Origin of the sequence: Haladaptatus cibarius D43 (assembly GCF_000710615.1) — an archaeon.
Lineage (GTDB): Archaea > Halobacteriota > Halobacteria > Halobacteriales > Haladaptataceae > Haladaptatus > Haladaptatus cibarius.
Genome location: NZ_JDTH01000002.1, coordinates 1,834,704 through 1,855,064, shown reverse-complemented (window position 1 = coordinate 1,855,064; position 20,361 = coordinate 1,834,704). Strand labels below are relative to the sequence as shown.

At 59.0% G+C, this 20,361-nt stretch carries 23 protein-coding genes and 1 pseudogene; 14 read left to right on the top strand and 10 right to left on the bottom strand.

What is annotated here, in order from left to right:
* Window positions 1-110 precede the first annotated feature (110 nt).
* The gene (locus tag HL45_RS20025) at window positions 111-329 is read right to left on the bottom strand and encodes a twin-arginine translocation signal domain-containing protein (RefSeq protein ID WP_084156952.1); all 219 of its coding nucleotides are present in this window, start codon (window positions 327-329) and stop codon (window positions 111-113) included.
* 129 nt (window positions 330-458) lie between these two features.
* Here HL45_RS20025 and rimI point away from each other — a divergent pair, with 129 nt between their 5' ends.
* From rimI to HL45_RS14830, 4 genes are read left to right on the top strand one after another with little or no spacing between them, the layout of a single operon-like run.
* The gene (gene rimI, locus HL45_RS14845; RefSeq protein WP_049971827.1) at window positions 459-929 is read left to right on the top strand and encodes a ribosomal protein S18-alanine N-acetyltransferase; all 471 of its coding nucleotides are present in this window, start codon (window positions 459-461) and stop codon (window positions 927-929) included.
* 57 nt (window positions 930-986) lie between these two features.
* Window positions 987-1,445: a DUF5810 domain-containing protein gene (locus tag HL45_RS14840; protein ID WP_049971826.1), complete on the top strand. Its 459-nt coding sequence runs from the start codon at window positions 987-989 to the stop codon at window positions 1,443-1,445.
* 24 nt (window positions 1,446-1,469) lie between these two features.
* A complete protein-coding gene (locus HL45_RS14835) occupies window positions 1,470-1,880 on the top strand; it encodes a DUF5809 family protein (protein ID WP_049971825.1) in 411 nt (136 codons plus the stop codon).
* Window positions 1,881-1,908: 28 nt separating this feature from the next.
* A complete protein-coding gene (locus HL45_RS14830; protein WP_049971824.1) occupies window positions 1,909-3,657 on the top strand; it encodes an acyl-CoA dehydrogenase family protein in 1,749 nt (582 codons plus the stop codon).
* Between the two features lie 27 nt (window positions 3,658-3,684).
* Here the strand turns inward: HL45_RS14830 and HL45_RS14825 are convergent, their stop codons facing one another.
* A complete protein-coding gene (locus HL45_RS14825; RefSeq protein ID WP_211250864.1) occupies window positions 3,685-4,131 on the bottom strand; it encodes a metal-dependent transcriptional regulator in 447 nt (148 codons plus the stop codon).
* A 479-nt stretch (window positions 4,132-4,610) separates the two neighbouring features.
* Here HL45_RS14825 and HL45_RS14820 point away from each other — a divergent pair, with 479 nt between their 5' ends.
* Genes HL45_RS14820 through HL45_RS14810 form a run of 3 tightly spaced genes read left to right on the top strand, consistent with a single transcriptional unit; the run spans window position 4,611 to window position 6,083 of the window.
* Complete coding sequence (locus HL45_RS14820) at window positions 4,611-5,162, top strand: NUDIX hydrolase (RefSeq protein WP_049971822.1); 552 nt, start codon at window positions 4,611-4,613, stop codon at window positions 5,160-5,162.
* Window positions 5,159-5,677 (top strand): NUDIX hydrolase, encoded by a 519-nt coding sequence (locus HL45_RS14815; protein ID WP_049971821.1) that lies wholly within the window; start codon window positions 5,159-5,161, stop codon window positions 5,675-5,677. Before HL45_RS14820 ends, HL45_RS14815 begins: the two co-directional genes overlap by 4 nt.
* 58 nt (window positions 5,678-5,735) lie before the next feature.
* Window positions 5,736-6,083 (top strand): rhodanese-like domain-containing protein, encoded by a 348-nt coding sequence (locus HL45_RS14810; protein WP_049971820.1) that lies wholly within the window; start codon window positions 5,736-5,738, stop codon window positions 6,081-6,083.
* 497 nt (window positions 6,084-6,580) lie between these two features.
* Here HL45_RS14810 and yciH read toward each other — a convergent pair whose 3' ends face one another.
* The 4 genes from yciH to HL45_RS14790 form a co-directional block, all read right to left on the bottom strand.
* On the bottom strand, window positions 6,581-6,874 hold the full coding sequence (gene yciH / locus HL45_RS14805) for a stress response translation initiation inhibitor YciH (RefSeq protein ID WP_049971819.1): 294 nt from the start codon (window positions 6,872-6,874) through the stop codon (window positions 6,581-6,583).
* Window positions 6,875-6,939: 65 nt separating this feature from the next.
* Window positions 6,940-9,183, bottom strand: a complete 2,244-nt coding sequence (locus tag HL45_RS14800; RefSeq protein WP_049971818.1) for a transglutaminase TgpA family protein — start codon at window positions 9,181-9,183, stop codon at window positions 6,940-6,942.
* Window positions 9,180-10,235 (bottom strand): DUF58 domain-containing protein, encoded by a 1,056-nt coding sequence (locus HL45_RS14795; protein WP_049971817.1) that lies wholly within the window; start codon window positions 10,233-10,235, stop codon window positions 9,180-9,182. The genes HL45_RS14800 and HL45_RS14795 overlap by 4 nt, the downstream gene beginning before the upstream one ends.
* 1 nt (window position 10,236) lies before the next feature.
* Window positions 10,237-11,235, bottom strand: a complete 999-nt coding sequence (locus HL45_RS14790) for an AAA family ATPase (protein ID WP_049971816.1) — start codon at window positions 11,233-11,235, stop codon at window positions 10,237-10,239.
* Window positions 11,236-11,500: 265 nt separating this feature from the next.
* On the opposite strand from HL45_RS14790, the pseudogene HL45_RS20020 reads away from it, so the two are divergent.
* A pseudogene (locus HL45_RS20020) lies at window positions 11,501-11,647 on the top strand (antitoxin VapB family protein); the annotation flags it as partial.
* Window positions 11,648-11,723: 76 nt separating this feature from the next.
* Here the strand turns inward: HL45_RS20020 and HL45_RS14785 are convergent.
* Window positions 11,724-12,083, bottom strand: a complete 360-nt coding sequence (locus HL45_RS14785) for a DUF7573 domain-containing protein (RefSeq protein WP_049971815.1) — start codon at window positions 12,081-12,083, stop codon at window positions 11,724-11,726.
* A gap of 48 nt (window positions 12,084-12,131) precedes the next feature.
* Between HL45_RS14785 and HL45_RS14780 the strand changes: the two genes are divergently transcribed.
* Window positions 12,132-12,338 (top strand): hypothetical protein, encoded by a 207-nt coding sequence (locus tag HL45_RS14780; RefSeq protein WP_049971814.1) that lies wholly within the window; start codon window positions 12,132-12,134, stop codon window positions 12,336-12,338.
* On the opposite strand, the gene HL45_RS14775 is transcribed toward HL45_RS14780, so the two are convergent.
* The 3 genes from HL45_RS14775 to HL45_RS14765 all read right to left on the bottom strand — a co-directional run bounded on the left by HL45_RS14775 (window position 12,292) and on the right by HL45_RS14765 (window position 14,627).
* Window positions 12,292-13,275 (bottom strand): 5,10-methylenetetrahydromethanopterin reductase, encoded by a 984-nt coding sequence (locus HL45_RS14775; RefSeq protein ID WP_049971813.1) that lies wholly within the window; start codon window positions 13,273-13,275, stop codon window positions 12,292-12,294. The genes HL45_RS14780 and HL45_RS14775 overlap by 47 nt on opposite strands.
* Window positions 13,262-14,023, bottom strand: a complete 762-nt coding sequence (locus tag HL45_RS14770) for a coenzyme F420-0:L-glutamate ligase (protein ID WP_049971812.1) — start codon at window positions 14,021-14,023, stop codon at window positions 13,262-13,264. The genes HL45_RS14775 and HL45_RS14770 overlap by 14 nt, the downstream gene beginning before the upstream one ends.
* Before the next feature lie 82 nt (window positions 14,024-14,105).
* The gene (locus tag HL45_RS14765; protein WP_049971811.1) at window positions 14,106-14,627 is read right to left on the bottom strand and encodes a metallophosphoesterase family protein; all 522 of its coding nucleotides are present in this window, start codon (window positions 14,625-14,627) and stop codon (window positions 14,106-14,108) included.
* An 85-nt stretch (window positions 14,628-14,712) separates the two neighbouring features.
* On the opposite strand from HL45_RS14765, the gene HL45_RS14760 reads away from it, so the two are divergent.
* From HL45_RS14760 to HL45_RS14740, 5 genes are all read left to right on the top strand, one after another.
* The gene (locus tag HL45_RS14760; RefSeq protein ID WP_049971810.1) at window positions 14,713-15,837 is read left to right on the top strand and encodes a PQQ-binding-like beta-propeller repeat protein; all 1,125 of its coding nucleotides are present in this window, start codon (window positions 14,713-14,715) and stop codon (window positions 15,835-15,837) included.
* A 51-nt stretch (window positions 15,838-15,888) separates the two neighbouring features.
* Complete coding sequence (locus tag HL45_RS14755) at window positions 15,889-17,139, top strand: NUDIX domain-containing protein (protein ID WP_049971809.1); 1,251 nt, start codon at window positions 15,889-15,891, stop codon at window positions 17,137-17,139.
* 49 nt (window positions 17,140-17,188) lie between these two features.
* Entirely contained in the window at window positions 17,189-17,395 is a 207-nt protein-coding gene (locus HL45_RS14750; RefSeq protein WP_211250863.1) for a hypothetical protein, read from the top strand.
* Between the two features lie 322 nt (window positions 17,396-17,717).
* Window positions 17,718-18,470 carry a hypothetical protein gene (locus HL45_RS14745; RefSeq protein WP_084157018.1) on the top strand — a complete coding sequence of 251 codons (753 nt, stop codon included), beginning with the start codon at window positions 17,718-17,720 and terminating at the stop codon, window positions 18,468-18,470.
* A gap of 69 nt (window positions 18,471-18,539) precedes the next feature.
* Window positions 18,540-20,360, top strand: coding sequence for a spermidine synthase (locus tag HL45_RS14740; protein WP_211250862.1), 1,821 nt, complete (start codon window positions 18,540-18,542; stop codon window positions 20,358-20,360).
* Window position 20,361 lies beyond the last annotated feature (1 nt).

Below are 20,361 nucleotides of genomic sequence, written 5' to 3'. Positions count from 1 at the left end.
GCATCAATGGCCATATCATGAAGCCAAGCATTACGTTTTGGGTGCCAGACAGCCTCGTACCAAGCCAGAGCAGATCCTTGTGTTATAAAACCAACACTTTCTGTACTCTCTCACTTATCAGAACATTTCCATAATTTTTCAGGACAATCTGATCCGGAAAACGAACCGCAATCAACATTCGAAACTTCGGTGCAACTACCATCCATACCTTGGGCTATTCCACTCATTGCAAGCGGTGTGCCGAGGACTGCCAGTCCACCTGCAGCACCAATTCCTTGGAGTACGTTACGCCGGTTTGCAGTCGACTTGTTATTGTCTTTTCCTGTCATGAAACATTTTGTGGTTAGAATCAATATAATAAGTTTTCTTATTTTATATTAACTATTTATAATTTATATATTCTTGTGATGAGTAGTTCGGACGTCAAGGCTTTGTCTCATTAGACCGAACCCCCACCCGTGACAACTACCGCGAACGAGGCGGACGCACCCACGATTCGCCCCGCCGAAGACGCGGATTTGCTCGCCATCTTCCGCATCGAGAAGGCGTCGTTTAGCCAGCCGTGGCCGTTTTCCGCGTTTCAGCGCTACGTCGGCGAACCGACGTTTCTGGTGGCCGCGGGCGACTCGAAAATCCTCGGGTACGTCGTCGCGGACATCGTGCCAAATCACGGGCGGGCGCTCGGCCACATCAAAGACCTCGCGGTGCATCCCTCTCGCAGAGGGGAGGGAATCGGGCGGCAACTGTTGCTGCGCGCGCTCAACGGCCTCCAAGCGCGCGGTGTTCATTCCGTCAAATTGGAGGTGCGAGAGAGCAACGAACCCGCGATTTCCCTGTATCAGGAGTTCGGTTTCCACTACTTTCGAACCGTGCCGCGCTACTACGGCGACGGGGAGAGCGCGCTCGTGATGATAGTCGAACTCGATTGAGTCGCTCCCATCGCCCGAACTGAACCGCTTTTCCGTCTGTGTTTCCTACAGGGCGATATGGGATTTGCGTGTCCGGTCTGCGAGACGCCACAGTCCGACGGGGAACACCTCGCCAACCATCTCGCGTTCGCCGCGATGCTCGGCGATGACGACCACGAAACGTGGTTGGACGAGCACACGCCGGGATGGAGCGAGGAGAGTCCGGACGAACTCGCATCGCGCGTCACGGAACACGCCTCGGAAGAGGAGTATCCGCAGGTGTTCGAGGATACGGTTCACGACCACGGCCATCAGCATCACGGCCAGCAGGAACGCAGTTTAGAGACCGAACTCCAGCAAACCGGCGGCTACGGACGTGACGCGAATATAGGTGCGGAAGCCCAATCCATCCTCAACGAAGCGCGACAGATGACCGAGGAGATGCTGGACGAAAACGGAGATACTGACGGGAACGGAGACGCTGACGGGAACGAAGACACTGACAGAAAAGCAGACGACGAGGACGAAAACGAATAGTTCCCGCCCCGTGAATTGCCGGGTATGGAAACGCACGGAACCTTCTCCCCTGAAGACGAATCCACAGCACGCGAACAGTACGAGTCCGTTGGCCCGGCGGCCCAAACCGTCGTCAAGGAGACGGCGAAAGCGATGGAATTCGACCGCGAGGAGTACCGCGAGCGCGTAACGGGCGACGTGATCGAAACCGCTCGGGACGCGCTGTTCGCTTCGCTTCTCTCGGTTACCACCGGAACGCGCGAGGAGTTCGAGGACGCGATCCCCGAGAACTTCGACGTTCACGTGGAAGGGAGCGACAACGTCGAAAACGTCGCGTGGCACGTCGCACCCGCCACAGAAACCGTGGTTGCCGCGACCTACAACGAAAAGGAAAATGCGGCGATTGCGACCCTCCAGCGAATCGCCTTCGGCCGTGTCTACCGGGACATCGTTTAATTACTTCGCACCCGATTCGTTCGGTAGCATGACATCAAATCCCGAACAACTCGACCACTCTTCCTCGCTCGATTACGCTCAGTTCGAGCAGGGACGCGGCATGAACTACTGGGAGTACGACCCAGTACTTCGCTCGGAAGTCGCCCGAACCGGGGCGAGCGACTGGTCAGAAGACCGATTCGAGGAGTTCGGCGACACCGTCGGAACAGTAATTGCCGACAACTCGGACACAATCGACCGCCACGACCCGGAACTGCATCGCTACGACAGATTCGGAACGCTCGTCAACGAAGTAGAATACCACCCGGCCCAACTGGAAAACGAGGAACTGGCCTACGGCGCAGGAATCGTCGCCGACTCGTTTCGGTCGCCACCCGGTAGGGACAGTCCGGAATCCATTCTTCACCATCTAACGATGGACTACCTGCTGGCCTACGCGGACGTGGGGCTGACCTGCTCGGTCGCCATGACCGCCGGTGTCGCGCTCGTGTTAGAGCGTTTCGATGACGGTTCCCTCTCCGACTTTTACGATGGACTCACGACCCGGAACTACGACGACCTCCTGCAAGGGGCGATGTTCCTCACCGAGCGTCAAGGCGGAAGCGACGTGGGTGTAACCGAAACCATCGCAGAGCGCCCGGAGGGTGACGAATCGGACGACCTGTGGAAACTCACAGGCGAAAAATGGTTCTGCTCGAACGTCGATTCCGGTGCGATTCTCACGCTCGCGCGGCGACCCGACGCACCCGAAGGAACCGCCGGACTGTCGCTGTTTTTCGTCTCCGAAACGAAACGCGACGGCGAGCAAAACGATTTCTACATTCGTCGCCTGAAGGACAAACTCGGTACCGTGAGCGTCCCGACGGCGGAAGTCGAGTTTCGGGAAACGGAGGCCTACCTCGTGGGCGACACCGAATCCGGATTCAAATACATATCCGAGATGCTCAATCTCGAACGAATCGCCAACGCGTTCGCATCGTGTGGCCTCATCGGTCGGGCGCTGTTGGAGAGCAAAGTTCGCGCCGCGAACCGAGAAGCGTTCGGCCAGCGGATCGACCGATATCCGCTGATGCGCCGGGATTTGGTGGAGATGGCAGTTGCACACGAAGCGGCGACGGCGTTCACGTTCGACGCCGGAAAGGAGTTCGAACGCTACCGGCAGGGCGACGAGGACGCCTTCGCGCTGATGCGACTGCTCGTTCCGATTGCGAAGGCCCGAACCGGGCGCATGGCGGTCGAGGTGGCATCTTACGCGATGGAGGTTCAGGGCGGAAACGGCTACGTGAACGATTTCGTAACACACCGACTCCTGCGGGATGCACAAGTGCTTCCGATTTGGGAAGGCACTTCGAACGTTCTCTCGCTCGACGTGCTTCGCTCGATGGCACGGGAAAACGCCCACGAACCCGCGCTTTCCCGCATTCGGGAACGACTCGGCGGTGTAGAACACGACGACCTCGCCGACCTCGTGGAAACGACGCGCGAGGAACTCGGTGAAGTAGAAGAGGCGCTGGTGACGCTGGCGACCAGCGACGACGACTACGCGCAACTCCACGCGAAAGAACTCGCGGCGTACATCTTCGACGTGTACACCGCAGGCCTTCTCCTCGCGGAAGCAGACCGAGAACTCGAACAAGGACGCGAGCGAAAATCGCTGGTTGCGCGGCAGTTCACCACCGATGCGTTCGGCTCTGCACCCGCACGCGGTATCACGAGCGGCGAGCGACTGTCGCTTGATGTGTTCGAAAAAATCGTTCGGTTCGAATCAGCGGAATAGAATCAGATTGCAGGGCAGAAAGCCGTTTTAGTTCGGGACGTGTTCCTCACCGCGAACGTCGTCACAGCATTCGCTGTACTCGGTTTGGGGCGCACTGCATTGCCCAGCACAGGGGTGGTCGATTAACTCACGAAGTCGGGACGCAACATCGTCCGAGAGGGCTTGGCCCATCTCGCGGGTGTCCTCGGGACTGTCGATTTCGAGGTCGTCTTCGAGAAAGTTCTCGGCGAGGCAATGTTTCCACATCACTTCGCGGGCCGTCTCCTCGCCCTCGTCGGTGAGTCGTGCGCCCTTGTACTTCTCGTAGGTTGCGAGGTCGCGCGATTCGAGCGTCGTCAGCATTTCCGTGACGCTGGCGGCGCTCACGTCGAGGGCAGTCGCCAATTCTCCGGTTTTTGCCGGGCGGCCGGTGCTCTTGCTGACGAGATGAATCGTGCTGAGGTAGCGCCCGACGCTCGCGGAAACCTCACTCATTACCTCCATCTGAGTGCAGGAGCGGCATAAATCCATCCCTCAACCTTTTCCCACAGTCGGGAGCCAAAGCCAGTCCCACGCGGGACTGGCTTTGACCGTCCTCCCTTGCAAAAGGTTGATCAAAAGCCTCCTCACCCCCTCAGTTGCGTCTTCGACGCTCCTTCGAGGGATTCGTCGGCCCGGAAAATCGGAAATTTTCCGGCGAAACGCTAGCCCCCAGCGGTTGTGTAGTTTGCCGGGAACGACGTCAAGCCGACCAATCCACGGGACGCGCCGGATGGACGCTGAGCCAGCGGTCGGCGAAGCGCCCAGCCATGCGGGGAGGAAGGGGACGTTGCGGTTGCGGTAATTTATAGTTGCAATTTCGGCGGTTTCTCTGTCGCCAGAACTTTCACTCTCTCCTCGTCCGATACTGATTCACTCTTGTTCCCCATTGCCATTCTCCCGCTTTTAAGCCCCATCCCCGACATTCCACAACCATGACCGACGACTGGCGCGACCACGACTGGCCGGTGCTCGAATCCGAAATCGAATACGAAACCGGCTGGTACACGGGCGGCTACGACCTCGTGGAGCAACCCGACGGGACGACGAAAAAATACTACTGGGCCGAACTCCCGCCAGCAGTGGTCGTGCTGGCCGTCGCGGGCGACGAAATCGTCTTCGTGGAACAGTACCGTCCCGCGATTGGAGAAGCCTGTCTGGAATGCCCCGCTGGAATCGTCGAGGATGGGGAATCCTACACCACTGCCGGGGCGCGAGAACTCCGCGAGGAAACGGGATTCGAGGCGAACAGCCTCGCACTGCTCGAATCCTTTTGGGTCGCCACGGGCGTTCTACGCCACGAGCGCGGCATCGTCTTCGCCGAGGGATTGACGCCGACCGAGCAAAATCTGGACGACAACGAGTTCCTTTCCGTCCGAGCGATTCCCGTCGATGACGCCTTGGATGCGGCACGCGAGGCACCCGCCAACGACGCGACTATCGAAGCACTGCTCCTCGCCAGCGAGGCAGGACTCATCGACGGATGAACTGGAAACGCAAAGCGAGACGGGGACTGTCGCTGTTCGGCCACGCTGTGGGGTACGACTCCCTCAAACGACCCGACGGAAAACGCGTCCGGAAACTCTGGTTCGACCCGCCGGATTCGGTGGCCATCGTGGCGCGCACAGGTGACGAACTCGTGCTCATCGAGGAGTATCGCCCGCGACTCGGGAAGACGATGCTATCCTGTCCGGCGGGGCGAATCGACCCCGGCGAGTCGTTCGAACAGGCCGCAAAACGCGAACTCAGCGAGGAAACCGGCTACGAGGCGGGACACGTCGAATTGCTCGAAACGTACTATCCGACGGCGGGAATGCGAAAGCGCCGCGGCGTCGTGTTCGCGGACGACCTCACGTCGGGAACCCAGCACCTCGAACCGGGCGAGTTCATCGAAGTCAGAACCGTTCCGGTCGCGGACGCAATCGAAAAAGTCCGTGCTGGCCCGATTTGTGGCTGGTCGCTTCCACCGTTATTGGTCGCACAGGAAGAGGGACTGCTCTGATACCTCGTTCGAAATTCGACCGGGTCGCTTATTCCGTCGGCGTCCATACGACACGTCGATGGACGCCGAAATCTCGACCGACGACGTTCACGAGCTCGTAGAGTCAGACGAAGACGTGCGAATCGTCGACATCCGACCGGAGTCGCAGTTCGACGGCGGTCATATCCCCGGAAGCGAGAACATTCCCTTCCACGCACTTCCACAGCGCATCTCGGAGTTAGAAGAGGCAGAGCGCGTCGTCACCGTCTGTCCCCTCGGAAAGTCGAGCGTGCAGGCCGCTCGCCTCATCGACTCCTACGAAGGCATCCCCGAAAACACGCGCGTCGAAAGTATGGCTGGCGGACTAAACGATTGGGAACACGACCTCGAATCGGCCGACGGTGCTGAATCCGACGCACCGTTCTGATTCTGTTTCTCCTTCGGCAACAATACATAAACATATGCTACTTCTTCCCAGTGTGTTTTCCACAACCAACAATGACACATGTTAGCGTGCGTGATATCGGGGGCGTACTGCAAGCGCCGAGCAGGGCGCGGCCTTCAATGAATTATCGCATACGGTTCGCAGGAGTACGAAATATACTACCTCTCGGATACGGTTCGGGACAACTTTGGTGACGACCTGATAACAAATCTGGTCGAGTTAGGCCGCGACCTCCACAGTACTATCGGGCTAGCGGGAGCTGTCGCGCCCGAACTCGGCACTCCTCGCGCGAACGTTTACACGTTCAGCAATCTGTTCGTCCTGCATTTCATCCGAACCGAGACGGAGGGTACCCTCGTCGCATTCAGCGAGCGAAGCGGGAAATCCCTCTATCGTGTTATCGACGACTGTCTCGAAAGAATAGACGCGTAGCTCTGCTCTCTTCCGTTTTTAGTCTCGAAAACGACCGAGAGTATCCGCTAGGCGACGTTAAAGCCCTTGTCGCGGAGGAAATCCTCGACGCGCCCGGTGTGGTTACCCTGCAGTTCGATCTGTCCTTCCTCGACCGTGCCACCACAAGCGAACTTGGATTTTAGGTCAGAGGACAAGGTGTCCAAATCGACGTCTTTCGGGTCGAATCCTTCGATAATCGTTACCTCTTTTCCGTAACGGCGCTCGTCGATGCGAATAGTGATCTGCTGGGATTCTTTTGCGACGTCTTCACAGACGCAAAGCTCCTGAGGCAGCCCGCACGTCGAGCAGACTTCCGACATTACGCATGGGGCTACGAAAGCAACCTATTAAACACTGTCGGGTATGTTGCCATGTCGAGTGATATTTATCCACTCGACTTCTGACGTTTCGACCCTCGGACGATGTCGTTTACGAGTGACACGGCTTCGTCTGCGTGTTCTCGACTCACATCTCCTGCATATCGCGCCCGTTCGTACAGCGACCCGACACGTTGTGCTCGGTCGTCCACACCGACGTGCGAGAGCGAAGCGATATACTCGCGCGGCGTCTCACCCTGTCGTCGCATACGATGCTTCTGCGCGAGATAGTACTCCAACCGACTGAACGCCCGCTCTACGTCCGTCTCGGGGTCGTCACGCGGTTGCCAGCGAACCCACACCGTTCGATACGCCCGTTGCAGTATGCCGGTTCGTCTTGCCGTCAGCAGCACTCCAATCGCCAGCAAGCTACTGTACAGCAGTTGCTCCCTCGACGGCGGTTCGATAGGAATCCCGCCTCCCTCCTCGGACGACGAGTTCGTCGTCTCTGTCGGCGTCACCGCGCTCGTCAACTCGCCGAGGTCTGGATTTTGCGGCTCACCGGGATCTGGATTAGGACCGTCTACCCCATCGCTGGTGGAGTTGTCTTCGTCATCCGTGGTCGTGGTCGTCGTGGTCGTCGTGGTGGTTGTCGTCGGTTCCGGCGTCCACGTTCCGTTCTCGCTTTCGTCCGTATCGACGCCGCTTTCGCCGCTCGCACGCGCGTCGTTGACCATCTCCTGTTCCGCGTCCGAACGCGGTTCACTCGGCGTCGGGTCGAATCGAACCCACCCCGTGTCCGGGAAGTACACCTCGACCCACGCGTGCGAGTCGAGGCCCCGGACGACCCACTCATCCTCCGAAACGCGCTGACCCGACGTGTAACCGGTGGCGAACCGCGCGGGAATATCCTGCGTTCGGAGCATCGTCACCATCGACGTGGCGTAGTAGACGCAGTAGCCTTCCTCCATCTCGAAGACGAACGAATCGGCCATTTCTCCGTCCGGTCGCTCGACATCGAGGGAGTACTCCTTGTTCTCCTCCAACCACGTTTCGATGCGGATCGCCTTCTCGTATGGATTGTCCGCGTCGGCGGTAATCTCGCTCGTCTTCTCTTTCAGTCGATTCGACGTTGACCCGGGCAGTTGCGAGTACTGCTGTCGTATTTCGGATGGATAGTTGGTTCCCGCATCGCGCAACGTTTCGGGGTTTTTCGTCGGAACTCGACTGCGAACGCTGTACGAATCGCCTTTCGTTAGCGCGCTTTTCGGCGACAGACTTCCGGTGCTACTGATTCGGGTTCTGTCGTCCATATCTCCCATCACGCGTATCGGTTTCCACGCCGCGGGCATCGCGTTGACGCGGTCAGCTTCGACGGTGAACGTCTGTCGGACTTCGTAGGACGTTCCGGGCGGTGATGACTGGTCTTCGTATGACCGACTGCCACCGGTTCGAATCCAACCGTCGCCCGTATATCGGTCGTAGGACGCTACTTTCCAGTAGCCGCCGTGATTCGACGTGACGGTGTACTGCACCTTCGGCGAAAGTTCGATGCTCCCCTGTATCGCAACGCGCTGGTCGTTGCTGATGAGGCCGCCGCCACCTCCGGAACCGCCGCCGCTACTCGGAAGAATCGGACTCGCACTGCCGCCCGGAACGACGCTCACCGTCGTCGAGAGCAGTATCATTGCGACTAGTGCGACCGCCAGCACGTCCATCTGCGCGATGGTACCGCCGTACCGGGACATTGTCCCGAAGGCGACGATGCCGAGTGCGCCGACCATCCCGGTGAGCGTCACGAACGCCCCGGCGTCGCCCGTCAGGACGAAAAAGCCGAGTACTGCCCCGCCGCTCGCCGCAGCGAGTCCGTACCGTCGCCGGAAGACGAGATACCACGGAACGAAGACGGCGGCGGGTGAGACGCTCAACGCCCACGTCTCGATTTCGCGCATCATCTCGACCGACAGCCCAGTCAACAGTGCGATGGTGTCCGCGATGATTCGGTCTGCCTGTTCCAGCGAGAGATACATCCCGGGAACCGTCGCGTAGTAACTGAATAGGCCGATTACGAGCAAAATTGCACCGATTACGAACGCCGTCCACGCTGGAAGCTTTCGCGCCAGCAGCATGGCTCCGACGAGCGCGCCTGCGACTACGAACAGCAAATCGCCAGCGACGCCAACGACGTTCGTAATCCGATAGAGAATGCTCAGATACGACCCGATGAGAACCGCCGTCGAACAGACGGCAAGCCAGTGATATGGTATCGCTACGCCACCGAACCGAAGTCGGTTGTCCTGTCTCGTGCTCATCGTGAGTCTCCGTTTTCGCCCGTCACGTCAACGTGGCTGTCTACGCCACCGTCGGCGCGCGCCGATGGTGGCGACCCTCCTGTCCCGAACACGAACTCGTTGAACGCCACCGTCCGTCCGGCGAACTGGATTTCCGCCTCTTCGCGCGCGGTCTGTCCGCGGATGACGATGTCCGCCTGTCCTCGTTCGCGGTCGTGAACGCGCCCGCTCTCCATATGTGCGAGTAGTGTGAGAATGTCCGTCTGCTGTGTATCGCCGAAATCAGGGGGAATCCGACTTTCGGGCGTCCGCAGGCCAACCGAGATTCCCACATCGAGCATCGCGGACGCGATGCTCGCCGCTGCGTCCGCCACGGTATCGACGCGGCCACCGTCCGCCTCCGCCGTGATTTCGATTTGTTGTCGTTCCTCTTCCGTTTCGAACTCCTTGATAAGCAAGTCGTCCGCCGGTCGTTTCGCACTGGATTTCCAATGGACGTCGCGGAGCGGGTCGCCGCGCTGATATTCGCGCAGCTGGTCGAACTCGCGCCGCGCCGAAACGCCGAGACTCTCTTCGAGCGCGGAGACGGTTTTCATGCCATCGACCGGATGAATCCGCGGAAAGACGAGTATCGTCTCGCGCACTTGGTGGGTGAACGTCCGCCGAAACAGGCCGAACACGTCCTCGGCAACGATGCGAACCGGGCCAATCGACTGTTCACCGCGCTTTGTGAGTCGAACGTCGTACTCTATTTCTGTCTCGCCGATGCTGGTTCCGACCGATTCGCCCGAATGTTCGAGTCCGTCCGCGAGGCCAAGCGAAACTCGCCCTGTGAACGGGTCGGGTGCCGAAAATTCGAGCGTGATGGTCGCCTCGTTCTCCCGAAAGCCGACGCTCGGCGCGGTAACGGTGAGATTCGGATGGCTCGTCCGTTTCAGTTGGACGTATCCGACGACCAACGCGACGAGAATCGGGCCGACGACGGCGTTCAACGAGCGTGCCCCGAAAAAGAACGCCATCACGACTCCGAGGATAGCGACAACGAGGAATCCCTGTCCACGTCGCGTCAGCATCTCATTCCACCGGAACGTTGTCGAGGGCGGCCTGAACGACGGCCTTCCCTTCCTCGCCGCCCATCGTGCCGGAGGTGCCGCGGACGCGGTGGCTCAACACCATTTCCGCTTCCAACTTCACGTCGTCGGGGACGACGTACTCCCGGCCTTCGAGGAGTGCGCGCGCCTGTGCCGCACGGAGAACGGAAATCGACCCACGGGGACTCACGCCGAGTTGCCCGTGGTCGCGGGTGTAGTTCGCCAGTCGCGTGACGTACTCTCGGACGGGTTCCTGAACCGTCACTTTCGAAACCGTCGCTCGCGCTCGACGGATGTCGCTGGCGCTCGCAACCGGGTCGAGTCGGCGAATCGGATGCTCGCCGACGACCCGTCGGAGGATTTCGGACTCGTCTTCCGGATTCGGATAACCGAGCGAGAGTTTCTTCATGAATCGGTCGATTTCCGCCACCGGCAGTTCGTAGGTTCTGTCCTGTTCAATCGCGTTCTGCGTGGCGATGACGGTGAACGGTCGCGGCATCTCGTGCGTCGTTCCGTCGATGGTGACCTGCTCTTCTTCCATCGCTTCGAGCAGGGCGGCCTGCGTCTTCGGCGGTGCACGGTTGATTTCGTCCGCGAGGACGACGTTGCCGAAAATCGGGCCGGGTTGGAACTCGAACTCGCGGCTCTTCTGGTTGAAGATGTTGACGCCGGTTACGTCCGACGGAAGGAGGTCGGGCGTGAACTGCACGCGCTTGAACGAACAGTCGATTGAGCGCGCCAGCGACCGTGCCAGCATCGTTTTTCCGACGCCGGGAACGTCCTCCAACAGTAGATGACCGCGCGCGAGAATCGTCGTCAGAATGTGTTCGGCGGCGTCGTGCTGGCCGACGATGACGTGTTCGATATTTTCGATGATTCGTTGGGTCAAGTCCGCCGCATCTTCGATAGAAAGTGGGTCTGCAAACTCGTCTGTCGGTCGTTCCACATGTGTCGGCTCGGGGTCTTTGTTAGCTTCCTTCATGCTCTAAATGCCGGGGTTCGGTCGTAACGGGTTCGGATGGCACCTGTTGGAGACGCAAAAGTCCCCTCTCGTTATGCGTACTATGGAGACGTACCTTTGTAACTTTTGTCGCTATTCAAAGAGTTGTTCGACTTACTGTTGAATACTTTGTGGATTGGTGCTTTCTGACTGACGACAAGTAAGGAGAGAAGTCATCCACATCGACCCTGAGTACATAAAACTGCACACAGATAGTACATAAAACTGCACACAGATATGTGTACGCATGGGGACGAAAAACATCTCGTTGAACGACGAAGCCTACGAGCAACTTCGAGCGAGGAAACACGAGGGCGAAAGTTTCTCCGATGTAGTAAAACGTCTGGCTGGTGAGCGCTCCCTGCTCGAAATCGCGGGAATCCTTTCGAAGGAGTAGGCCGATGAACCGATTCTTGCACGAAACGTGACCCATTTCGAGCGAATCGACGGCCTAAGTCGAATCTTACTGACTACCACTCTTTGCAGTCCGCACAAACCATCTCGCCTTCGTCTCGCCACCGTTTTTCGACCGATTCGCCACAGCACTCACAGGCGATTCCACCGGGCGTCCAGTCGTAGGTCGCGCGGGCCGGTTCGATGTCTGCGTCGGAATCGACCAGCGACTCCGAGTCACCTTCGCCTGCGGAGTCGGAACGTGAACAACGTTCCGACTCCGCTCCCGATTCTGACTCTAATTCGGCTTCTGACTCCGTTTCCGCTTCGGCCTCAGATTCCTCTCGTTCGGACTCGGCTTCCGCCTCGTCCGCATTCGTCCCGAAGTCGGCCAGTGACGTATCCCGCGACACGCTCTCGTCTACGAATCGCCACATCGTAAGCGTGACGGAGAAACCAAGTACCCCCAGTACGGACGTTGCAGTATGGTAAACCTCGTCCACAACATCACGGAGATGATTCGGCTGTTCACCGAAGTCGCAGTTTCGTTCCCCGGTTCCGCAATCCTCCTCTTCTTCGGCGCACTGCTCGTCGGCGTCTCGGTGCTGGTTTTCGGCTTCCTCGCGTTCGGCGGACTCGGTGCCGCTATGGTTCCCGACACGGCAGGTCGAGGGCCGCAGCGACAAGGCTAATCGCTTCCTTTCTGTCCGGACCGAGGGGTGACCCGGCGACGAAACTATCCGCGTAATCGAGCACTGCGTCGATTCGTCCGGCCACCGTCTCCGGCGTTCCGGCGATACAGAAGGTGTCTATCATTTCCGGTGTCACCAGTTCGAACGCGGCGGAAAACTCCCCTGCGCCGATTTTCTTCCCGATTTCGTCCGCGCGCTCGTGGTCGATTCCGTGCCTGTCCAGCACCGGTTTCGGCGCGCCACCCGCGATGAACGCGACCGGCGGTTTGGCGGCCTTTCGCGCTTCGTCGCCGTCCTCCGCGATGCTCACGCTGGCGAAGGCGGCGAAGTCAAACTCGCCGCGATGGTTGGGCCGGTCGGCCAATCCCTCCGAAATTCGCTCGTCCGCCCACTCGAAATCACGCGGATGGGAAGCGTTGACCAGCGCGCCGTCCGCGTGTTTCGCGCTCATCCTCAGCATGTGTGGCCCTTGTGCTCCGACGTACACCGGAATTACGCCGATATCGTAGTTCAGGCCTGCATCCTCCGCGACGAAGGTTCCATCGTGAGTTACGCGCTCGCCGTCCCAGAGTCGCTGTGAGACTTTCATCGTCTCCAGCACGCGTCGGAGCGGGCGGCCGCGGTCGATACCGAGATTTTGGAGCGTTGAGCGGTCGCCAGCACCGAGTCCGAAAACGCCTCGTCCGTCGCTGGTTTCGTGGATGGTCGCAACCTGCGAAGCGAGGGATACGGGGTGGGTTTCGTAGGGGTTCACGACGCCCGGGCCGAGTCGGATGTCCTCGGTTTCGGCCGCGATTTGCGAGAGCACCGTGAAGGGGTCACGGTTGTTGTAGTGACTGCTCGCGAACAGCGTGTCGAAGCCCTCGCGCTCGGCGCGCGCGCCGAGCGCAACCAGTTCCGAAACTGGGTCTTCCGGCGTGAGTTCAATCCCGCGCAAACTCCCACCCCCTGAGCGCCTGTCGGACGAAATCGCCATCGACCGCCCGAAAGAGATTGTCGCTCCCTTCGTGGTTGCCGAACTCCCAGTCGCGGACGACGACGACCGGCAGGCCGTCGTCGCCCTCGCCGCTCACGAGGTTCGCGGTGGACGCGAGTTCGTCCACGACAGATTCGACCGTCACTTCGAGTTCGTGGCCGTCTCTGTCGCGTTCCCCGCGCCAATCCCGACTGGCGGGCATTCCGGCCCATCCGAGGGCGACACCGCGCTGGCCGTGTCGGAACGGCCTACCACAGGTGTCGCTGACGACGACCGGCACGTCCTGCGAGAGCGCCGACCGGATTCGGTCGGCGCTCTCGTTCGGTCGCTTCGGGAGCAACAGGAGGTCTGCGTTTCCGGTGTTCGAGCGGTCGATTCCGGCATTCACGCCGATGTGGCCGAATCGCGTCGAGGTGAGCAGGAAGGGTGCCTCCATGATAATCTCGGTGCTCTCTTCGAGAACTGCCTGTGCGAATCGCGGGTCTTTCTCCTCGCCCGCAATTTCGCCGAGTCTACTTGCGAGTTCCTCCGCCCGTGGACTCGCCGGGAAGTCCGCGAGATTTGCGGTGCGGCCTTCGGCTTTCGAGACGATGGTGCTCGCGACCAGCAGTACGTCGCCGGGTTCGAGGTCAACTCGCTCCTCCACGAGTTCGGCGATGTCGTCGCCGGGTTCGACCTCCGGAATCCCCGGAACCGCGAAAACGTTCATGCCCGGACGTTCGCGCGCCCGGATAAAAACCCGCCCGAAACGTGCAAATTGCGGTAGCTTTCGTAAGTTCGAACGACAAGCGCTAGTTTTCGTGAATCTGCACCGAAACTGCCCCCTCTTCGACGCTCGCAACCAGCATCGTCGCGTTTCTGGCCGGGGCCGCCCCCGTTGCACTTCCCGGATTGAGCAGTCGGACGCCATCGACTTCCTCGTCCATCACTCGGTGCGTGTGGCCGGAAACGCCGACGACCGACGAAGCGGCCGAGAAGTCGGCTACTTCGTCGGAATCTTCTCGAACGATTTCGGCGACTCGACTGCGATAGCCGCGTTTCGGCCCGCTTCCGTGCGTCACGACGAACGTCACGCCGCCGAGTTCTCGGGTTGCCACTTCAGGGAGACGGAGCGACCGCGGGTCGGTGTTTCCGGCGACTGCGGTGAGGTTGCCGTCGGTCAGTTCCGTGATGGAAACCAACGCGTCCGCCGAATCGAAATCCCCGGCGTGAATCGTGTAATCCGCCCGCTGGATTCGGGTTCGAACCCAGTCGGGGAGGCGATTCGCTCGCGTGGGAATGTGCGTGTCGCTGATGATGGCGACCCGAAGCATAGTTCCCGCTTCGTTGTCCCGGTAGAAAAGCGTTCGAGGCCGATTCCACCGGAACGCTTTTTTGCTCAGTTTCGGTGGTTTAGTTATGACCCGCGGGTTCCGCCGCGAATTTCTTCGCGCTACAGGTGCCAGTTTGCTGGCGTTCGGAAGCGGGTGTACCTCGCTCCGAGCGAACGGCGGCGACACCAGATGGACGGTGACGCTGGACGGCTATCCCGCACGAGCATCGGCCGTTACCGATACCGGATTCGTCGTGGCGACCACGCTGGAACCAAACGGCGAACTCGGGTTCGTTCGATTCTCCGGCGAGTACGAACCGCTTGCCGACCTGTCGCGGATTACCGCCCCCCCGATTCTCGTCGATAATCGCGCATTCGTCGAGGCGGACGGAAGTATCCACGAGGTTCCGGTGAACGGTGACGGCCCGACCGAACTTCGAACCGACTACTTGGCGTTCGGCCGCTACTCTGCGGTTCCGGTGGATTCCTCACGACTGTACGGCGTCGCCTACAGCGAAGAAATCGAGAAATACGCGGCCTTCTCGGTGAACCTCGACACGGAGCGAATCGAGTGGGCGTATCCCTTCGGACACATCCGTTCGTCGGTCGATACGGACGGCGAGCGCGTGTTTGCGGCCTCACCGACGGGGACGATACGGGCGTATGATGCGGACGAGGGGAAGACGCTATGGAAGCAGAAAACCGGCAGAAATGCTGCACTCACGCACCACGACGGTGCCGTTTTCGTCGCCTCGATGGACGGCGTTACGGCACTGAACTCAACTGACGGGAGCGTGCGCTGGCAGACAGAAAGCGACTGGATTGGGTCGGTCGGAACGCTTCCCGAAGCGAACGATTCGAGCGTGTACGCCATTCTTTCGCTTTATTCGAACCACAGTCGGAGTCGATTTGCGATGGAGACGTACATCGTTGCGTGCAACAGACACACCGGCGAAGAGCGCTGGCGAAAGCGGGCGAAGTTCGGCACGCCACTTTCAGTGACCGAGAAGGAAGTCGCAATCGAATCTGTCGAACGAGTCGAAACGACGCAAGAGGAATCAACTCCGGAAAATAGCCTCTCCATTTTCGGTATCGGCGGTGCGCAGAAAGAACAGTACGCGTTGAACGAGCGAGCGACGATGAAACCGATCCTGCGCGACGACGTGGTCATCGTCGGCGATGACACGTCAATCGTCGCCTACGACCGCTAGCTGGCTTCGGTTCTCCCACAGATTCACCCTCTCTCGGAACGACGATTTCGTATGGACGAAGCCCACGTCGTCACCTGCTTTCTGCGGAATCGAGGTGACGTGCTACTGCTCCGGCGAAGCGAGCAGGTCGGGTCGTATGCTGGTCTGTGGGGCGCGGTCGCCGGACACGCCGAGGACGACCCCGACGCCCACGCGCGCGAAGAAATCCAAGAGGAAACCGGCCTGTTTTTTGCCTGTACGTTCGTTCGAGCGGGCGATTCCTTCGAGGTGGAAGACGAATCGCTCGGAAAACGCTGGATAGTCCACCCGTACCTGTTCGACTGCGCGACTCGCGCAGTCGAACCCGACTGGGAAACGACCGAGGTGGAGTGGGTTCCTCCGACCGAAATCCTTCGCCGGGAGACGGTGCCCGACCTGTGGAACTCTTACGAACACGTCGCGCCGAGCGTCGAATCGGTCGCCGAGGATACGAAACACGGTTCCGCGTACATCTCGATTCGTGCCCTCGAAATCCTCCGCGACCGGGCCGGATTGCTCGCGGTTCGAGACGGCGACTGGGACGAACTGGCCGAGTTGGCAATCGAACTTCGCTCTGCCCGGCCGAGCATGGCCGTCCTCGAAAACCGACTCAATCGCGTGATGGCGGAAACTGACTCCCCGTCCACCGTCGAGCAGTCCGCTATCGAGGGAATCGACCGCGCCTACCGAGTTGACGAGGAAGCGACCGAAAACGCACGAGAGAAAACCGAAGATTCGACCGTTTTCACCCTTTCCCGTTCCGGAACCGTGTTGGACGCGCTTCGCGGCGCGAAGCGCGTCTTCGTCGCGGAATCCCGACCAGCATGTGAGAGCGTCGGCGTTGCGGAGGAAATCGCCGAAAGTACGAACGTAACGCTTCACACCGACGCCGGAATCGGGCACGTGTTGGCGACGGAGGACGTAGACAGCGTGGTCGTCGGTGCGGATGCCGTTCTCCCGAACGGCGACGTGGTGAACAAGACCGGAACGCGGCTGGCGGCCATGGCCGCCAACCGCGAAGGCGTGCCGGTGTTCGTCGTTACGTCCACCGACAAGGTACGACTCCGCGACGGGGTGGACGGCCCGGAACTGGAATCGGGTGATTCTACGGCGGTGTACGACGGCGATGGGAGTCTGTCGGTGCTGAACCCGACGTTCGACGTAACGCCCGCGGAGTTCGTCACTGGGTACGTGACCGAGCGCGGTTTGCTCGGAAGAAAGGCTGTTTGGGACGTAAGCGAGGAACTACGGTCGTTGGTCGGGTGGCGAGAAGACGAGACGTGATTGTACTGCATTGGTTTTGGCTTTTGTGCTGTCTTCTCTCTCAGTTCTGGTGACGATACTCGTCATTCATCCCGACGGCCTTCCCACCTCGGCGTCGGCTATCGACTTTCTCATCCACTTTACGCTTCCCGTCATCGCAGGGTACGCCGTGTGGTCGAATCCCTCGAACAAACGATGGCTTTGCTTCTCCATCCTCCTCCCGTCCACGTTTTTCTTCCTCTCGCTTTTGTTCGTTCTGTACGGCGAAACACCGTGAATGCTTCTGCGTCGTTTCGAAAGGTGCTTTCGAACCCCTCCGGTTGTCAGCGTCAAACCAGTCGTGCGGTGACGAAAACCACACCCATTGGAACCGGCATCTACTAACAGAATCTCAGTCTCTTCTCTTTAATATAAATGGTATCGTCACTCGACGACGAAGCACTGGTGACTTCACGAATGGTGGAGGTTCAGAATTTAATCTATTTCCCAGAGATTTATACATCATAATGATTTACAGACAGATACACGGTTTGCATCAGCGGGCGCGTGGTATACTCCCTCGGGATGCAACACTGCGGCCGATAATGAAATATACAGCCATGAAACGTCGTAGCTTCCTCCAAAAAGGTGGTATCGTTGGCACAGGCGCACTCACCGCGCTTGCTGGTTGCACTTCAGAGAACTCTCCGCCCCCTCGTCGGTCGAACGTCGTCAACGACCTCTCGATTACGGGCAACAATCTACAGATTCGGCCGTTCCCGGCCGACCAACAGTGGGTCATGTCTCGACGGGATATCGACCTTGTTTCTACAGGCTCGTCCGACGGAAACACGAATGGCAACGGGGCGGCGAACTCACTGAGTGGGTTCTCCCCGGTTGGCGTCGCAAGCGCTGCCAAAGGTCGAGGAGCTACTGGCCGAGGGTCTGGAGGGTACTCCTCGGCTCCACGGACGCACAACGGACGAGCGTGGTTCTTCGGTGGCTCATACGCTAACTCTTGGTACGACGACCACGAGGATGAGGTGGAGAAGTACCCGGTGACACTCGCTGCGATTGGAGTGGCATATCTCGGGACGAATCAGCAGTTCCAAGAACAAGACCCCGGAGCGGGGCCGGTTAGTTGGGATCAGACCTACGACGAACCCGATCCGAACACGAAGATCGAAACGCCGCTTGTCGGCGAGCAGGGCGCTGGCTGGTACCGTGTTGGCGCTCACACCGTCATCGAAGAACAAGCCTTAGCGGAGGGAGAAGACGGTGACTTGGGCTGGGAATGTATCGACATCCGCGTTGAGCGAGCCAACGGGAGCTTAGAAGTTACCGAGCGATGGAAGGTGTCCCCACGCGTCTGATGAGCAACTGTCCGACCAGCAGTATCGCCTTCATACTATCTCCAGTCAGAGTACCGGATTCCTCCGATAATGTCGCGTATATCCACATCCCAAATCTCGAAACAAGCGATCCTCCACACGGCCGCATTCGCCGTCGCACTCTGTAGTTTCGCATACGAGCTGGTGTACTCCGAGTTGCTGACGGTGATGTACGGCGGGGCGCTCACACAGTATGGGTTGACTATCGGCCTGTTTTTCTCTTCGTTGGGAATCGGGTCGTACCTCTCGAAGCATTTGGACGATGGACGGAATGCGAACTTCTTCCGGACGGAAGTGTATCTTGCATTCGCTGCGCCAGCTGGATTGTTGTTTATTATCTGGATAAACACGGTGGAGTTCCCGGCTGTCGTGCCGTCGATGGCATTGCAGGTGGCTGCACGCCTCCCTGTTGTCCTCGTTGGCATCCTGTCGGGGTTCGAATTGCCGTTACTGCTGTCAATGGTGAAAGCCGAACACGGCACCGATCCAGACCCGGGTGGATGGCGAGTGAAGGTCGCAGAGATAGTCAACAGCATCGCCTATCGAGTGACCGGTTTGTTCTTCCATACATCGAAGAGCAGTGACGAGTACGACACGTACTCGACGGTCTTGGCGATGGATTACCTCGGTGGGTTAGGTGGGGCATTGATTTACGTGTACTATCTCTACCCCGAGTTCGGGCTCATCTCATCGGTGTTCCTGTTGGCGCTACTCAACTGTGTCGCCGCGTTGCTGTTTGCCCTGCGGTTCAGTGTTCGTCCATGGGGCATCTTCGCCGAAGAGAAGCGGAATATCTTGACCGAAGAACGGGTATCGTTCCTCGTCGCGTGTCTGCTCCTCACCAGTGTGTTCACTGGGGTCGCTGTAAATCATCAGACAGTGAACAATGAGGTGACCGAGTACTACATGGAGGACGTCATCGAGTCGAACTGGGCCAACGACGTAGTTGAAGCCGACATCACCGACCAGCAGACGACGAAACACCAGCAGATAGTGAAGTACGAACGATCGTGGGCGGGAGACTCTAAGAACATGCAGTTCGCCGGAGACTCTGATACGTGCATGCGGTTGGATACTGCGATACAAGTGTGCGACAGCTGGACTGATTCGTATCACAGTGGTCTCGTCGATGTGCCGATGACGATGTATCCAAACAGCACGGAAACCGACGTGCTCCTCGTCGGCGGGGGGGACTACATCGCTGACAAGCACCTCCGAAATCACCGTGTGGATGTTGACCAGGTCGATATCGACGGGGAGTTTCTGGAGTATGCGAAAGACGATCCGTTCCTGAGCCAGTACCACGACGATGCCTACGAGTACGAGAACCTCAGCGTTCATCAACAGGACATCTATGCGTATCTCCAGGAGAATGACAAGCAGTACGACGTCATCCTCCTCGACCTCCCCGGAGCGAAAAGTCGGAAGATGCTCGGATTGTACTCCGTCGAGTTCTATTCGATGCTCACCAATCATCTCTCCGACGACGGAACTGTCGTGACTTGGGGATATTCGAAGTACGCCTACGGGGAACATTATAAAGCGTACATGAACACGGTTTCTGAAGCCGGATTCGAGTACAAGATGTCGTACTGGGCTCGGGACGACTTCAATCAGGACGGCGATCCTCAACTGGGTGAGCGCTTCCATGTGCTCGCCACAGATGATAACCGACCAATCATTAGTCCCCAGAATGGAACTACATACGTTCAGACATACGGCGACCACTACGAAGACCGAGAGTGGCGGAAGACACCCACCTATACCAATGTAGAAACGAACCGGGTCTTCCACCCGAACTACGACATCATCGTCGATACACGGGCTGTGAGTATCGATAGCGGGAACACGAGCATCACGAACGAGGCCTAAC

Excerpts from the sequence above, each read along its gene's own strand:
- HL45_RS14810 (WP_049971820.1), top strand. The coding sequence starts at position 5,736 with ATGGACGCCGAAATCTCGACCGACGACGTTCACGAGCTCGTAGAGTCA.
- HL45_RS14790 (WP_049971816.1), bottom strand. The coding sequence starts at position 11,235 with ATGAAGGAAGCTAACAAAGACCCCGAGCCGACACATGTGGAACGACCG.
- HL45_RS14760 (WP_049971810.1), top strand. The coding sequence starts at position 14,713 with ATGACCCGCGGGTTCCGCCGCGAATTTCTTCGCGCTACAGGTGCCAGT.
- HL45_RS14795 (WP_049971817.1), bottom strand. The coding sequence starts at position 10,235 with ATGCTGACGCGACGTGGACAGGGATTCCTCGTTGTCGCTATCCTCGGA.
- HL45_RS14800 (WP_049971818.1), bottom strand. The coding sequence starts at position 9,183 with ATGAGCACGAGACAGGACAACCGACTTCGGTTCGGTGGCGTAGCGATA.
- HL45_RS14825 (WP_211250864.1), bottom strand. The coding sequence starts at position 4,131 with ATGAGTGAGGTTTCCGCGAGCGTCGGGCGCTACCTCAGCACGATTCAT.
- HL45_RS14770 (WP_049971812.1), bottom strand. The coding sequence starts at position 14,023 with ATGAACGTTTTCGCGGTTCCGGGGATTCCGGAGGTCGAACCCGGCGAC.
- HL45_RS14840 (WP_049971826.1), top strand. The coding sequence starts at position 987 with ATGGGATTTGCGTGTCCGGTCTGCGAGACGCCACAGTCCGACGGGGAA.
- HL45_RS20025 (WP_084156952.1), bottom strand. The coding sequence starts at position 329 with ATGACAGGAAAAGACAATAACAAGTCGACTGCAAACCGGCGTAACGTA.
- HL45_RS14835 (WP_049971825.1), top strand. The coding sequence starts at position 1,470 with ATGGAAACGCACGGAACCTTCTCCCCTGAAGACGAATCCACAGCACGC.
- HL45_RS14785 (WP_049971815.1), bottom strand. The coding sequence starts at position 12,083 with ATGTGGCGATTCGTAGACGAGAGCGTGTCGCGGGATACGTCACTGGCC.
- HL45_RS14740 (WP_211250862.1), top strand. The coding sequence starts at position 18,540 with ATGTCGCGTATATCCACATCCCAAATCTCGAAACAAGCGATCCTCCAC.
- HL45_RS14755 (WP_049971809.1), top strand. The coding sequence starts at position 15,889 with ATGGACGAAGCCCACGTCGTCACCTGCTTTCTGCGGAATCGAGGTGAC.
- yciH (WP_049971819.1), bottom strand. The coding sequence starts at position 6,874 with ATGTCGGAAGTCTGCTCGACGTGCGGGCTGCCTCAGGAGCTTTGCGTC.
- HL45_RS14780 (WP_049971814.1), top strand. The coding sequence starts at position 12,132 with ATGGTAAACCTCGTCCACAACATCACGGAGATGATTCGGCTGTTCACC.
- HL45_RS14765 (WP_049971811.1), bottom strand. The coding sequence starts at position 14,627 with ATGCTTCGGGTCGCCATCATCAGCGACACGCACATTCCCACGCGAGCG.
- HL45_RS14820 (WP_049971822.1), top strand. The coding sequence starts at position 4,611 with ATGACCGACGACTGGCGCGACCACGACTGGCCGGTGCTCGAATCCGAA.
- HL45_RS14830 (WP_049971824.1), top strand. The coding sequence starts at position 1,909 with ATGACATCAAATCCCGAACAACTCGACCACTCTTCCTCGCTCGATTAC.
- HL45_RS14745 (WP_084157018.1), top strand. The coding sequence starts at position 17,718 with ATGAAACGTCGTAGCTTCCTCCAAAAAGGTGGTATCGTTGGCACAGGC.
- HL45_RS14815 (WP_049971821.1), top strand. The coding sequence starts at position 5,159 with ATGAACTGGAAACGCAAAGCGAGACGGGGACTGTCGCTGTTCGGCCAC.